This is a genomic window from Pedobacter panaciterrae (assembly GCF_013204795.1).
GTDB classification, from domain to species: domain Bacteria; phylum Bacteroidota; class Bacteroidia; order Sphingobacteriales; family Sphingobacteriaceae; genus Pedobacter; species Pedobacter panaciterrae.
This window is the reverse complement of record NZ_JABMKW010000016.1, coordinates 636,413-649,940: the sequence shown is the minus strand read 5'-3', so window position 1 is coordinate 649,940 and position 13,528 is coordinate 636,413. Positions and strand designations below refer to the sequence as shown.

Annotated in this window: 13 protein-coding genes; 5 read left to right on the top strand and 8 right to left on the bottom strand. The window is 36.7% G+C overall.

What is annotated here, in order from left to right:
- Window positions 1–133 precede the first annotated feature (133 nt).
- From HQN86_RS10690 to HQN86_RS10680, 3 genes are read left to right on the top strand one after another with little or no spacing between them, the layout of a single operon-like run.
- Window positions 134–664 carry a hypothetical protein gene (locus HQN86_RS10690; protein ID WP_172660965.1) on the top strand — a complete coding sequence of 177 codons (531 nt, stop codon included), beginning with the start codon at window positions 134–136 and terminating at the stop codon, window positions 662–664.
- A 17-nt stretch (window positions 665–681) separates the two neighbouring features.
- Window positions 682–951, top strand: coding sequence for a hypothetical protein (locus tag HQN86_RS10685; protein ID WP_172660964.1), 270 nt, complete (start codon window positions 682–684; stop codon window positions 949–951).
- Window positions 952–971: 20 nt separating this feature from the next.
- Window positions 972–3,863 (top strand): hypothetical protein, encoded by a 2,892-nt coding sequence (locus HQN86_RS10680; protein WP_172660963.1) that lies wholly within the window; start codon window positions 972–974, stop codon window positions 3,861–3,863.
- Between the two features lie 5 nt (window positions 3,864–3,868).
- On the opposite strand, the gene HQN86_RS10675 is transcribed toward HQN86_RS10680, so the two are convergent.
- Window positions 3,869–4,528 carry a hypothetical protein gene (locus HQN86_RS10675; protein ID WP_172660962.1) on the bottom strand — a complete coding sequence of 220 codons (660 nt, stop codon included), beginning with the start codon at window positions 4,526–4,528 and terminating at the stop codon, window positions 3,869–3,871.
- Between the two features lie 78 nt (window positions 4,529–4,606).
- On the opposite strand from HQN86_RS10675, the gene HQN86_RS10670 reads away from it, so the two are divergent.
- Together HQN86_RS10670 and HQN86_RS10665 are read left to right on the top strand one after the other, a co-directional pair.
- Entirely contained in the window at window positions 4,607–5,761 is a 1,155-nt protein-coding gene (locus HQN86_RS10670; RefSeq protein WP_172660961.1) for an S-methyl thiohydantoin desulfurase domain-containing protein, read from the top strand.
- 144 nt (window positions 5,762–5,905) lie between these two features.
- Complete coding sequence (locus HQN86_RS10665; RefSeq protein WP_317171695.1) at window positions 5,906–6,544, top strand: DUF6266 family protein; 639 nt, start codon at window positions 5,906–5,908, stop codon at window positions 6,542–6,544.
- Window positions 6,545–6,571: 27 nt separating this feature from the next.
- Here the strand turns inward: HQN86_RS10665 and HQN86_RS10660 are convergent, their stop codons facing one another.
- From HQN86_RS10660 to ilvA, 7 genes are all read right to left on the bottom strand, one after another.
- Window positions 6,572–7,711 (bottom strand): 6-bladed beta-propeller, encoded by a 1,140-nt coding sequence (locus HQN86_RS10660; RefSeq protein ID WP_172660959.1) that lies wholly within the window; start codon window positions 7,709–7,711, stop codon window positions 6,572–6,574.
- Between the two features lie 69 nt (window positions 7,712–7,780).
- Entirely contained in the window at window positions 7,781–8,149 is a 369-nt protein-coding gene (locus tag HQN86_RS10655; RefSeq protein WP_172660958.1) for a hypothetical protein, read from the bottom strand.
- Between the two features lie 159 nt (window positions 8,150–8,308).
- Window positions 8,309–9,652: a hypothetical protein gene (locus HQN86_RS10650; RefSeq protein WP_172660957.1), complete on the bottom strand. Its 1,344-nt coding sequence runs from the start codon at window positions 9,650–9,652 to the stop codon at window positions 8,309–8,311.
- Window positions 9,653–10,085: 433 nt separating this feature from the next.
- Window positions 10,086–10,502 carry a hypothetical protein gene (locus HQN86_RS10645; RefSeq protein WP_172660956.1) on the bottom strand — a complete coding sequence of 139 codons (417 nt, stop codon included), beginning with the start codon at window positions 10,500–10,502 and terminating at the stop codon, window positions 10,086–10,088.
- Window positions 10,503–10,569: 67 nt separating this feature from the next.
- Window positions 10,570–11,703 carry a hypothetical protein gene (locus tag HQN86_RS10640; RefSeq protein ID WP_172660955.1) on the bottom strand — a complete coding sequence of 378 codons (1,134 nt, stop codon included), beginning with the start codon at window positions 11,701–11,703 and terminating at the stop codon, window positions 10,570–10,572.
- A complete protein-coding gene (locus tag HQN86_RS10635) occupies window positions 11,704–12,171 on the bottom strand; it encodes a hypothetical protein (protein WP_172660954.1) in 468 nt (155 codons plus the stop codon). It lies immediately after the preceding gene.
- A gap of 104 nt (window positions 12,172–12,275) precedes the next feature.
- Window positions 12,276–13,523, bottom strand: coding sequence for a threonine ammonia-lyase IlvA (gene ilvA / locus HQN86_RS10630; protein ID WP_172660953.1), 1,248 nt, complete (start codon window positions 13,521–13,523; stop codon window positions 12,276–12,278).
- Window positions 13,524–13,528 lie beyond the last annotated feature (5 nt).

The window sequence follows — 13,528 nt, the reverse complement described above, 5'->3', positions numbered from 1 at the left end:
ACAACTTTGATATACAGCAAATGAGCTTTTGAAATAGCATGAGAGCTGTTAAACAGAAGCTTGATTAATTAACAATTTAATCTTTAAAATTATGGGATAAGGTGCAATGCTAAGAATTTACAATGGCACTCCAATGAATGTTAGAAAAACTCAGGGAGGACCTGGTTACCAAATGAATGCCTGGGGGCCTCCTGATAATGTAAATGCAAAATCTGCTCAGCAGTTTTACTTTGAATTTAATCAGGGATTTGGCAAGGAGCCAGGAGATGATAAGGCAGAGGTATGGTATAATCTGGATAGTACCTCGTTATCGTGTAAAGTTACTGCCTCCGGCAGCAATGATACCGGTATGTTTTATCTCAACTTTCAACTCGGTTGGTCTAACTCAGATATTCATCCATCGTCTTTACCATATTATATATTCTGGCATTCGGGCATGGATAAGTGGAAACTAATAGACCATGATTCACATTCAATTAGTGATAATATCGAAGATGGAGATGATGGCAAATATCAGATATACGAACTGAAACTAGTACAAATAAGGGCTTTTTGTAAGGACGATCAGGAAGCAATTAATGTAGGTACAGCTTTGGTAGATGATAATCAATCATCGCAGGTATTTCAAAGTTTTATAAATAGAGTTAACAATAATATTAAATAAAATTAAACCTTAAAATTATGCCACTAATAACATTATCAGCTCATAACAATCATACGATTGACGGACCTCATACAATAACCGTAGCTCCTGGAACACATACGGAAAATAGAAGCACTCAAGTACATGTCTCTTTCATGAAACCAGGCGGTGGCGGCGGCAGTGTTACCTTTCAGATAACCAATAACCATAAAATTTTTGGAAATGGGGGGCAGCCAATTCCACATGGAACCACCAGTGTACATATAATTAACCAGGGGCCGGAAACGATAAACATATCGTGGGTATAGTCCCTCTAATTTCAATCGAAATGGAAAAAGTAAATAACTTTGTGCTCAGACACAAACCAGGCTTAATAAGTAAACACAGGTATATTGATCGCCCGCCAGGAAAAATAGCCAACAGTGGGTCGGACCAAATTTCAGATCCTTTAAATGGCAATTATACCGTGGTGAAATTAGACAGCATAATGGCATCATTCCAGGGAGTAAATAACAACCTGGAACTGATGTCGTTTACTGCACAGCCTTATACAGATAAAACTAACGGATCAGGAGTGGCCATCTCTGATGAAACTTCATTATCAATTGAGGGAGTAAGTAATTTTAAGCAAATGGTTACAATTAGTGCCGATATTGATGGTAATAAAAAGGATGAAATTATAGTAGCGTATTTAAATGATAAGAATGAGTTGTGGTTGGAAGTCATAAAATATGAGGAAGGAGCGAAAACTTCGAACTACGCCGTGTTGTCCAGATTTATAATTGAAGCTGAAATAGGAGATCAGACTACTATATGGGGTAGTTATACAGATGAAGGCGAAATAAAAAAACCTATAATAGCATGGGTTGATAAAAGTAGCAAGGTAAAAATATGGACCTGCGACAATATTGCTGATGATACGAAAAGAGAGCCATTCTTATTTGAAGGACCGGAGACCAGTGAAAGTAAAAAAGCAGATATTGCGATTGGTGCTTTTACCGGGCAAAGAAATAACGAAATAGCAATTTTTTATGAAGGTAAAAAAGACAGTAACGGTAATAATCTTTTTGTAAGCGTATATTGTATTGCTAATCAGAAGAGTAAGCTTATAAGCTCAGCAATAGTGGGAGCCACAGATGAAGGTTATTCTCCTTATACACTAAATGTTAAATCAGGAGCTTTTCTTGCTAATACTGTTAGAGATGGGTTGGCTTTGAGTTGGGCAATAAAAGAAACAGATAAAGCCCAGCTGCAGATGTGGGAATGTCATAAATCAAATACTGAAAAAACTAATAACCAATTTGATTTAAAAATGGTAGATGCAGCTAAAGATTTGGCAGTAAAAGGTGGCCTTATCAGAACAGCAGTAGGCGATATAAATGATGATGGTGTAGAAGAACTGGTAGTTGGGAGGGTTGCTAATGAATTGATAGAGGGGCATCTTGTTTTGCAAGTATATAGGTTCGAGAATACGTTAAAGTTAAGTCCTGCTTCAACAGGCCGAATGTATGGTGATAATTCATTCAACTTTATTTCTTTTGATTTTGAGTTGGCAATTGCAGATTTAGAAAATCATTGTTCACCGGGACTCGATAATAATTACATTGGTGCAGGTATTGTTATTGCCGCATTGGGGGCCGAAAAATCTTTAATGCCACAAAATGGTTATGCAAGGGTAAGTTTGGGTGTAATAAAAGTAGATCCGGAACTTAATTTTGCCATCAGATATAAAGAAAAACCAGCAGCAATACCCGGATTGTTTTCTGGTAATATTGCTTACGACAGCAATAAAAATTTAGGAAATTTAAAAATTAAACTCACACATGGCGATTTTAATGGAACCAATATATGTGTAGGGAGCCCGAAACAAAGTACAATTGAAGATGTAAATTCGATTATTGCTATCATTAATTTCCCACCCATACCCTCAGAGTTTCAAAACACCGAAGAATTTAATTGTGTCGGTCAAGTTTCATTTAGCGATACCAAAGGGAATTCAACCTCAATGGGGCTTAGTACTCACCGTTCTTATAGTACATCTGACAGTCTTGGCAGTTCTTTAGGAATATCAAGTTTATTCTCCTTTACCAGTTCGATTAATAAAACTCATGGCAAGGATTTTAGTAAATCGACAGATAAAATTGCTGATATAACCACCTCTCTTAATGTAAGCTCAGATAAAGAGGATGTTATACTCCTGAATGTAAATATATTCAATACATGGGAATATCCGGTTTATAAAGATGGGGTACATAAAGGCCATATATTAGTTGTTTTCCCCCAATCAAGTGGCAATATTAAAACATTATCAGGAAAAGACCTGTCATCATTATATAAGCCGGCACATTTAATAGGTAATATTCTATCTTATCCTTCTGCAGACCCTAAAGATTATGATGCTATGAAAGGTAGCTTTTGTAATGCAGTTATCTCTGTGGACAGTCAACCTACTTCTATAAGTGCGAATTGGTCTAATTCGAATAACCAATCAGAACAAAAATCAGTAAATCAATCAACTCACATCAGTAATCAGCAATCCGCAAATGTGTCTTCAGATTTTTTGTGTGGATTCAGTTTAGGTATCAATCACAATTATGACAACACTTATAGTAATAGTGAGTCTTCTAATTACGCTATCAATTTTACAGAATCAACAAATATTGATATGTCTATTACTCCTGCAGGCTTAAATGAAACTATGTATTATACGGTTAAACCTTATGTATACTGGTGTAAAACAGGGAATTATTTAAAGGTTGATTATGCCGTTTTTATACCTAAGGGCAGCACATGGTTTACACAAAAATATAATGAATCTAATCCATGTTTTCATTTGCCCTGGATAACGGATGGGTATAAACTCTTTACCCGTGATATTGAATTTGTTCAAAGTGATAATGATTCAACAACTATATTAGTTACTGTACATAATGACACGTTAAAACCTACCACAAAAATCGAGCTGGCTTTGTATAATAAAGATCCGCATAAGAACGGTACTCAGATTGGGGATATTCAAACCATAAATGGTTTGCCCGCCCGCGGAGCAGGACAATGTATTTTTACAGTAAAAACATCTTTTTTAGAAAGCTTACTGGTGGATGGGTACACCTCGATTTATGCAGTTATTAATCCAAAAACAACGTTGAAGAATTTGAATGATCACAATAAAATTGGTTTTGGCTATTATCCTTCAAATTACCTGTCGGGCGCTATATAGAACATTTATAATTGCATGTTAAAGAAACGTTCGTTGCCAAAATAAGCACGTTTGTGTAAACGTACTATTCCGTCATCGGAAAAGTCTTTAGGTGCATAAGCATTCATTGGATATTTGGTTCCGAGTAAGCCCATTTCCATGAATGTATGGGCCAGGAGTTCGCTGCAGAAAAAAGCATCCGTTGGGGCCGTTTTATTGTAATAACGGCCTTCAACAAAGCGATTAGCCATTTCTTCATCAGATGGAAAACCAGCTTGACTCACAATTGGCATTAACTGCTGTAAAATAGTTCCGATTGCTGTTTCTTTTGGGAGGTATAACGGTTTAAATGCAAATTTCACATCTTCAAAGTCTTTGGCAGTTGCACTAAGACGCTGTTCTAAATCAACTAGCATAGGTCCTGGTTTTGCCTGTCCGGTAATGACATCTGGTAAATTAGTTAGCGAATTTGCTTCCCAAAGGAGCAGATCAGGAGCTTTGCCTGCAAGTCCAATGTCTTCGGCTCTTACAATCATTCCAACGTGAGAAAATGGAGACCATTGAACAGCCTCAATAACAAAGCTGAAGTCATAACGTCCATGAACTAGTAATATGTCACCTGTTTGAAAGTCGTCCTTTATTTCCTGGAAATGCAGGTACCAATTGTTGTCTACAAATAAATCCATGATTAGCTTTATTCAAATGTGTAAAAAAAGCATCACATGTAGTAAAAAAAAATATATAATTTGTTAAAAATTCATTTTATGGAAATAGGCATTGAGAAACTTTATTACCTGATTGAAGGAGCAGCATTATTAGGCAGCGGAGGTGGAGGGAACAAGGCTGCGGCTTACGCTTTAGCCAGTTATATTGTGGAAACAGCACCTTCGGGAGTAGTACAGCTATTGAGTGCTCAAGACCATCTTTTTGATTCCTCTGCCATGGGCTGTATAATTGCCGACATAGGAGCCAATGCCGCTCAGGAGGAGAAACAACATGAGGCAATTGCTACAGCTTTTAACGAGTTGTCACTGCAATTGCAACGCACCATAGGAACTAACCTAACTTTTGTTGTGCCAATCGAAACCGGCCCGGAGAATAGTATAGTGCCGTTTGTGGTAGCCGCACGTTACGGCGTACCAGTTTTGGATATTGATGGCGCCGGTCGTGCAGTCCCTGTTTTATCTCTTGCAACATTTGGTAAATTACCGCCCTCACCCGCCGTAATAGCAAATGACAAGGGAGATTTTCTTTTGCTCCAAATTGATCAGGTAGCTGACATGGATAGTATGCTTCGCCCTGTAACCGGATCTGCACTATTTGGAAATTCCGGAAGTTTAGCCCTATGGCCATCAAGAATAGATCAATTATTAAATCATAGTATCAAGAATTCATTAAGTTATGCTATGGCTTGTGGAGAACTGATGGATTGCCTAATGAAAGGGCTTCAGATTGATTCTGCATGTTCTCATTTTGTAAATGAAAAGAAAGCTTGTCTAGTAGGACATGGCAAGGTGCAAAGTATACAAAATAAACAAGAAGGGGCCTTTGACTATTCGCTTGCTGCAATCGCCGATGTGCTAACAGGAGGAACAATCAGTGTACTGGCACAAAATGAAAATCTTATATTATACAATTCTAATCAGCAAGGAGCATTATTAACTGCCCCCATAAGCATAACATATCTCAAAACAGATGGCTCTGCAATAACTAATGCCGAAATCAAACAAGGAGATGAAGTGTTTGTACTGGCTATTGATGCCCCGGAGGTTTTAAAAGAACCAGACCGTTTACTTCTTTTTAAAGAGCAACTACAAGAATTCGCTTATTTTGGCAGTTTAAATTATCAGCTACCAGCAGAAGAGGGACTAGCAGATTTACTGACCAGATTAATTCCCAATCCAATTTTAGTAAAATAAATTATATAAAAAATATACGGATCTAATAAGGATCAAATAGGGGGTTGATAGGGAGGTTTCCTTATTTGATTCTTTTGTAATCCTTTGTAAATCTTTACTTTATACTGAAGTTTTGTATATTTAATATTTAACTAAAATAAAACTATTGACAGGGGAACGTATAGAAATGGAATTTTAGGTCCTTTTAACGGAAAAGTTGGAATTGTTGTAGGTTACGAACTGAGGGGCCAGTATGTAATGCGGGATGTAGGCAAAAAAAGAACAGAAAGACCCCCATCCCCAGCCGAATTGGCAAGTAGAAAGAAGTTTGCAGATGTTCAGTTTTGGTTGCAGCCGCTTACCGATTTTTTAAGGGTTGGCTTTAAGGATTATGCCCCTAAATTTGAAGGTTTTGTTGCGGCCAAGTCTTACATATCTAAAAATGCAGTTAGGGGTGAATACCCAAGCTTTGTGATTGAGCCCGCATTAGCTTTAGTAAGTTTTGGTAAACTTGATCCGGCTATAACAGCAGGCGCAGTTTCAGAAAGCACTAATACTTTAACTTTTAGCTGGGATGGAGGCAGGTATGTTTATGATGACAGGGCAATGTTTTTAGTGTACGACATAGAAAATGGAGTGGCTGAATTTGATACTTCGGCCACTAAGAGGTTATTTAAGAAAGGGAAATTTACACTGACAAAGAATTTTTCCGGCCGGGAGGTTCATGTTTACCTGGCTTTTGTATCAGAAGATCGGAAAAATAGAAGTAACAGTCAATATCTTGGAAAGGTTACCGTTCTTTAGTGTGCGATTCAGTAATACATTTTGATGTTATAACTCCTTCAATCTAAAATACATCAGTTTAAAGACAATGTCCTTATCTTCACCTGATTTTGTCTGAGATTTTGTTGCATTTTCAAAAGGCACCATTGTTATAAAGTAGTCACCAAGTTTGCCTGCAATTTTATTACCTGAACGGAAGTTGGGATCCTTTTTACTATTTAATTCAACAAATTGAAGTGTTTTACCTGCCTTCTTCGAAAAAAAGGCATTTCTAGGATCAGTTCTTGAGCCAAAATTATATCTGAAAGAGACCCATTTATCGGTAACAAAAAGCGAGTTATTGTCGTACATTATTTTAGCTGATTCCATTTTTTTCCAGTAGTCAAAATGATCTTTTGCCGGTTTAGCAGAATTAATATCGAATCCTATTTTATTTTCTTCGGGAACCTCGATTTGATATACGGGTTTTACCTGATCAATGCCAACGGTATAGATTTTATCGTCAAGTAGCGGGTAATAGTAAACGGAATCCTTGTAGATATCAAACTGATGGGGAAAACCCAGATCCAGCTCTTTAATTAGGCGAGGGAAGAAAAGTTCCTGAGAATGGTAGGTAAGCATTCCATCTCCTTCCTTATAAAGCCTAAGCCTTCTTAAATCCTTATTATTGTTAAGAATCTCACTTACATAGACATCTTTGGTTTTTGCAAATGTTAAACCGAAGTACCTGGAGCCTACAATATCCAGAACACCTGCCGGTTTTCCATCAAGATCATACCTAAAAATTTTGTTTAAGCTCAGATCTAAAAGTTCTATCCGATGGCTGTATTCATCATAAAATATGTCTGTTAAATTCGCATATTCGTCAGGTTTATCACCCAGGTGATTTATCTTGATTTTAGGCTTACCATTTTGATCGAAAAGAAAAATAGTACTTTGCGATCGGTCGGCGATAATGATAAGACTATCTGTTACAAAAAAGTTTGAAATATGTTTAATAGAAAAGTCCTTTTCGGCTTCTAGGGTTACATAATAAACACTATCAGCAATATCCTCAATGAAGGCTTTTTTGTTCTCTGCAGGGTTGATCTTAATCTTCGTTACAGGGAAATCGAATTTCTCTTTCTTTTTCTCCTGTGAGCATGAAATAAGTAGAATTAATAAAGGGAAAAGTAGATAGTACTTCATTGATGAGATATTTGATTTTGAGTAAATATTGAATAATCCGCCACCTGTTTAAGGTGGCGGATTTTAAATTTAGTATTCAGGCCAGCTAGGTACGATATTGGTAACATCATGATAGTTATTATGAGGTCTGTAAGGATTGTATCCTATACCGCATTGAGTTCCCGAATTGTTTGGGAAAAATTCATAATAACCATAGTCGTAACCATACCAGCCTTCAACAACTTTGTAGTAATTGTCATTTTGCCAAACCCATGTACCCGTTCTGTAACTTGTATTGCCTGTGGTTCCGCAATACATAGTACCGTTCGCATCGGTCCATGCAGCATTCGCTGCTCCTGAGTTGTTTGTTACGTCATAATCAAAGAATGCATATTGGAGATTACAAACCAATGTGATCACAACAGCCAGAACTCCTACTATTTTAAGTGTTTTTTTCATGTTTTTTAATTTTAACAAATTATAATTAGGTTAATTTTTAATGATTCGATTGCATTTATAAGACCCCGCAACGGGGTCACCAATGTTGCAACAGAAATAATTCGACCCTGATTAAAGGTGGAATAAGGATGACGAAATCTATGTTAATAAAAGTTAGTTTCATTTGTTAGCCTTGTGTTTCTGGAAGTCATTTCTTTTTTTAAGCAACTCTTTCAGCTCTTGTTTTAGCTTGTCACTGTCATGCCAGATCTTACTATGTTGATGGGCATAAATGCCTATGGAGAGTACATACAAGAAAGTGAGCATAATTGTTAAGTTTTTGTATTTTAAATTGCTTAGGGCCTTATCCACGAAGTAGGCCATAAGGAAAAAGATCCCTATTGAGGCTATGTATACGTACCTGTCGGCAACTATCGCGAATCTGGAAATCGGGATGACATGCAGACAAACCCCGAGATGGACAATGAAAAAACTGATTCCAAAAAAGACCCAATGCTTTTTCCAGAAGCCCCAAAACGAAACACATATAATTAATAGCATTGCCGGGTACATCCAGAAACGCATGGGAACTTCTCTGCCTATGGCATTTGGAAACACATATAAGTAGCTTAATTTAACGGGGATTAGACATTTTACAAGGTATTCGGTAACAGAATAGCTGGCAAATATGATGTTCTGGTAAAATGGGTAGCGTGGCGCCTCGGAGAGCAAACCGGCCTTGTCTGCACTTTGGGAAAGTAAGGTAATATATCCAAAAATGAAAGCAATAATAAATAAAGGTAGCTTCTCAAACCATAGCCATTTGCTTCTGAAATCTCTTTTTACCGCATAATCTATTAATAAAAGACAAACCGGAAGAGTAACTGCCTGTTCCTTTCCGGCAAATGACAAAATGAAAAATAAAATGACCAATAAATAATGGCCTATCTTTTTAGAAAGGAGGTAGCTTAGGTAAATGTGAATAGCAATTAAATAGAAGAAACTATAAATGAGAATTTTAGAGGCGGATAACCAGGCGACAGATTCCACAAGAAATGGATGTACTGCCATGATTATGGCCGTAAGAAATGCGATCCGGGTTACAGATTCTGTTTTAAAGCCTTTGGAAAGGTTTAGAAGCTTTTTGATAAAAAGATAAACCAGAATTACATTACTTATATGTATAATAACTCCTAGGAGATGGAACCAGAAGGGATTATATCCAAATGCAGAATAAAGTAATGTGTAAGACAGCTGATTTGCCGGAGCGTATTGACCATTGTAAAACTCGGTCAGTATTGCCCATAAATTGCTTCGTGTTAAGCCATCTTCTGTGTAGGCATTAACCACTACCCATTGATCATCCCAACGCATTTGGAATTTATGCGAAAGCACAGGGAAATAAAGCAATAAGCTTATAGAAATTAAGAATAAGATTGTTGTCAGGGTTTTATTATTGTCAATAAAACCTTTTAGCATCGCAATCTTACTTGTAGTGGTGGAAGCGTTAACGTTTGTGTTCATTTTAATAGGGGATGGCTAGATTAAATGAATTCCATGACGGTGAGAGTCGTTAAAATATTACGGCATGGGATGAGTTCTTAAAATTTCTTGGGGCGTAGGCGGGTGTCGCCTAATGGCATTAGAATTTTCAGTTGATCCCCTAAATGGACCAATGATTCTGTTTGGTATGAGCGCGTTCAGGTACTCAAGTCTTTTAAAGTAATATTTAGGCATATCGGGATGATTTAGGCCATTAAATATCTTCTAAAGTTCTAGAAGTCGTTTATTATTTGGTTGTTATCTCTAATATAGATAATATAGTTTGAACTTAATTAAGGCGCTAGTATATGTGAATGGTAACTTTTTTGATACGAAAAAACCAGCGCTTATCAAGTGCTGGTTTTTAGAATATAATTGATTTTTAATCTTTATCCTGAAGCTATTCCGACTGTGTTTACGGTTGGAAATTAGAAGGGATAACAACAATTTTTGCAGTCATTGCTGACGTTGGTTTAATGGGATTAGTGTTCTGATCATCTGAGCTCTGTATATCTATTCTAATACCTCCATTATAAAGTTCATAACTATAAGCATTTACGTCATATGTAAAAGGAACTTGTATATACCCTTTCGAGTTTATAGGGTGGGTTAAGTATACTAAAACGCCTTCATCGTCCAGTGTAATATTGTCAATCTCATCCACATTTAAGGTCGCAGTATAGTTGAACCCGTCACTACTCAACTTCCAATCATTTGGCTGGATCGTATAAATGAAAGTCCTGTTCGGCGTTTCATTTATAATGGTGTCTTTTTTGCACGACACCAAGCCTAGCGTGGTGGTACATAGGATTAAAAATAATAGCTTTTTCATGTGATTTGTGTGTTTTGAGATTAGTCAAGCAAATTTATTGCCATAAAATAAAAAGATAAGTAGCTAACTAAAAATAAGTAACATAGAAATCAATATTAACTGATGGAGCCGTGTGAACACTGTTAGTAGAGTTTATTATAATGTCACCATTTGCATATGAATAAGTTATATTATTATTTTGATAAAAGGCTGGGATCCCAATTAAGGTTCGAGTTGGGCGCGGGATATTGCGATAATCACCCTCTATAACCAGATCATTAAATCTAATGATATTTAAATTAGGGATTAGATCACTCGCAGATACGGAATAACTTAAACCGTTATTATTTGATGTCCATTTGCTTGGGTCGACAGTAAAATGAACATGATGACGTTCTGGATTCGGTGGAAGAGGTGGGGGTGTATAAGGTATTTTGTAAAGGGGATTATTCCTAGTATTTTGTCCCAATGTTTCTGGTTTAGTATTTCTATAAAAAGGTTTGATTTCGTTGTATAACTCTTCAAATGGCATTTCTGTGATTTTGACATTCTGAAGTCTAAAAATTTCATCAAATGCTATATTTGGATCAGCAGGAGAGGGATCGTAAGTTATTTTTAGAGCATTTTTGGCCTCGAGAGTAGCAAACCTAACTTTATATTTTCTATAACTAATAGCTCTATCTCCATCTGCTATTAATTTGGAGTATCTATCTACAATCTTTTCAACTGGAGTAAGTGATGGCTCACATTTACTTGGAGCATTGCTACTAATTGCAGGATTATTATCTAATTTTAGCCAAAAAACTGCATTTACATACTTTTCTGGTGGATAGCCTGCGCCTACACTACTTTGATGATCCAATAGACCATTTATTTCAATATCATAGGTTTTATTAGCCTTGAATGGGTATTCAATTGATATATTGGAATTACTGCCACCTGTGGCATATATATTTAAGGCCGCAGGAGTTGAAATAGCTACCTGATTAAGCCACATATATCCTACTGTTCTTATATTGTGACCATTTAAAGGAAGTGGGTTAGGTCCGAATCTATAATAAAGAGGGCAGCCTCCATTAGCAAAATAGTTTGGGTCCCAACCCCCATTGCCATTATTTTTATATGGAGTGGTTGAAAAATCTATGGTAGTTGTTTGACCATGAAGATTACTAGCCGCAATTAAGAAAAAGCAGATTAGTATTAATTTATTAAGAGCATTCATTTAATTATCTTTTTTGAAATACAGTACGGTAGTTACTTTGTTTACAGATGTAGAATCGATACCTTCCAACGAAATAAGTTTTTCGTCAATTTTTGATAACTTGAGCTTATAAGGTACCTCGTAAAGACGGTATGTTATAAAGCTTTGTTGGTTTTCTCTAATTATATCATATCCGACAGTAATATCACCTAATTTAAATCCATTTGTGTTAAAACTAAGGTAATCATTATAGCCTTTGGTCGTATTTAGGCTATCCTGAGAGAGAATCAAACCATTCTGGTTAGTGACAATTGTTTTCGTCTTAGATAATGACCAATTACCTTTAATCTCAGTTATCGCCGGGTTTTCTTTTGAGTTTTCCAACTGTGTTTCACCTTTTTCGCAAGAACTATAAATTGTTAAGGCGAAAATAGACGTAACGAAAAGCCTCATTAATGATAATGAGGTAGGAGCGTTATTTTTTTTCATTAATTAGATATTTTGAGCAAAAATATGCTTTTGATTTGACCTCTACAAGATATTGTTAAGCTGTGTGAAATACTAAAAAAACTTCCTAGCTGAAGGCAATCAGATTAAACCAAATATTCAAATAGTGTTTTGTCGTTGTTAAGCTCTATAATTTCAAACTTAAATTCCTTCATTCTTTGCACCAAAGCATCATAATCTGTGCGATCTGTAAGCTCAATACCAACCAAAGCAGGGCCATTTTCCTTATTGGTTTTTTTAATGAATTCAAAGCGGGTAATGTCATCATGCGGACCAAGCACATTGTTCACAAAAAGCTTAAGTGCTCCTGGCCTTTGCGGAAAACGGACAATGAAGTAATGTTTAAGCCCTTCATAAAGTAAAGATTTCTCTTTAATTTCCTGCATGCGCTCGATGTCGTTATTGCCACCGCTCACCACGCAAACTACAGTTTTTCCTTTTATTTTATCCTTGCAAGCATCCAGAATAGCAACAGATAATGCTCCTGCTGGTTCTACAACAATAGCATCCTCATTATAAAGTTTTAATATGGTGGTGCAAATCTTTCCTTCTGCAACCAGTAACATATTGTCTAGCACCTTTGTGCAAAGGTCGTAAGTTAAGTTACCTACACGCTTTACCGACGCTCCATCAACAAAACGGTTTATTTCAGGTAATGTTATGGGGCCACCATGCTCAAATGCTTTTAACATAGACGGGGCGCCTTCAGGCTCAACACCTATCAACTGTATATTTGGATTTTCGTTTTTTAAATAGCTTCCTACACCTGCAGCAAGACCACCACCGCCGATTGGCATAATTACCACCTCAACGCCCGGCAGATCTTCGAATATCTCTACACCAACAGTACCCTGACCTTCAATAATGCTGTAATTATCAAACGGTGGAATAAAAGTCATGTTGTGCTCCTTAGTATAGGCCAGCGCCTCCATAAGACAATCATCAAAAGTATCTCCAACTAAAACAAGCTCTACGCTGCCGTTCCCAAACATTTCTGTTTGTTTTACTTTTTGTCTAGGCGTAATTTCAGGCATAAAAATTACACCTTTTGTACCCAGCTTATCGCAAGAGAAAGCAACCCCCTGAGCATGATTACCAGCACTTGCGCAAACAACCCCTCTGCTCAATTCTTCTGGCGTTAGCTGACTGATCATATTGTAAGCACCGCGTAATTTGTACGATCGCACGATTTGGAGGTCCTCACGTTTCAGATATATTTCGCAGTCGTATTTTTCAGATAACTTTGAATTGTAAATGAGTGGGGTATGTTTTACAACATCTGCTAACCGCTGTGACGCAGCCTTTGAGTCTAATTTAACAGGATTCTCTGTCATGTTCT

Excerpts from the sequence above, each read along its gene's own strand:
- HQN86_RS10690 (WP_172660965.1), top strand. The coding sequence starts at position 134 with ATGAATGTTAGAAAAACTCAGGGAGGACCTGGTTACCAAATGAATGCC.
- HQN86_RS10685 (WP_172660964.1), top strand. The coding sequence starts at position 682 with ATGCCACTAATAACATTATCAGCTCATAACAATCATACGATTGACGGA.
- HQN86_RS10680 (WP_172660963.1), top strand. The coding sequence starts at position 972 with ATGGAAAAAGTAAATAACTTTGTGCTCAGACACAAACCAGGCTTAATA.
- HQN86_RS10675 (WP_172660962.1), bottom strand. The coding sequence starts at position 4,528 with ATGGATTTATTTGTAGACAACAATTGGTACCTGCATTTCCAGGAAATA.
- HQN86_RS10670 (WP_172660961.1), top strand. The coding sequence starts at position 4,607 with ATGGAAATAGGCATTGAGAAACTTTATTACCTGATTGAAGGAGCAGCA.
- HQN86_RS10660 (WP_172660959.1), bottom strand. The coding sequence starts at position 7,711 with ATGAAGTACTATCTACTTTTCCCTTTATTAATTCTACTTATTTCATGC.
- HQN86_RS10655 (WP_172660958.1), bottom strand. The coding sequence starts at position 8,149 with ATGAAAAAAACACTTAAAATAGTAGGAGTTCTGGCTGTTGTGATCACA.
- HQN86_RS10650 (WP_172660957.1), bottom strand. The coding sequence starts at position 9,652 with ATGAACACAAACGTTAACGCTTCCACCACTACAAGTAAGATTGCGATG.
- HQN86_RS10645 (WP_172660956.1), bottom strand. The coding sequence starts at position 10,502 with ATGAAAAAGCTATTATTTTTAATCCTATGTACCACCACGCTAGGCTTG.
- HQN86_RS10640 (WP_172660955.1), bottom strand. The coding sequence starts at position 11,703 with ATGAATGCTCTTAATAAATTAATACTAATCTGCTTTTTCTTAATTGCG.
- HQN86_RS10635 (WP_172660954.1), bottom strand. The coding sequence starts at position 12,171 with ATGAAAAAAAATAACGCTCCTACCTCATTATCATTAATGAGGCTTTTC.
- ilvA (WP_172660953.1), bottom strand. The coding sequence starts at position 13,523 with ATGACAGAGAATCCTGTTAAATTAGACTCAAAGGCTGCGTCACAGCGG.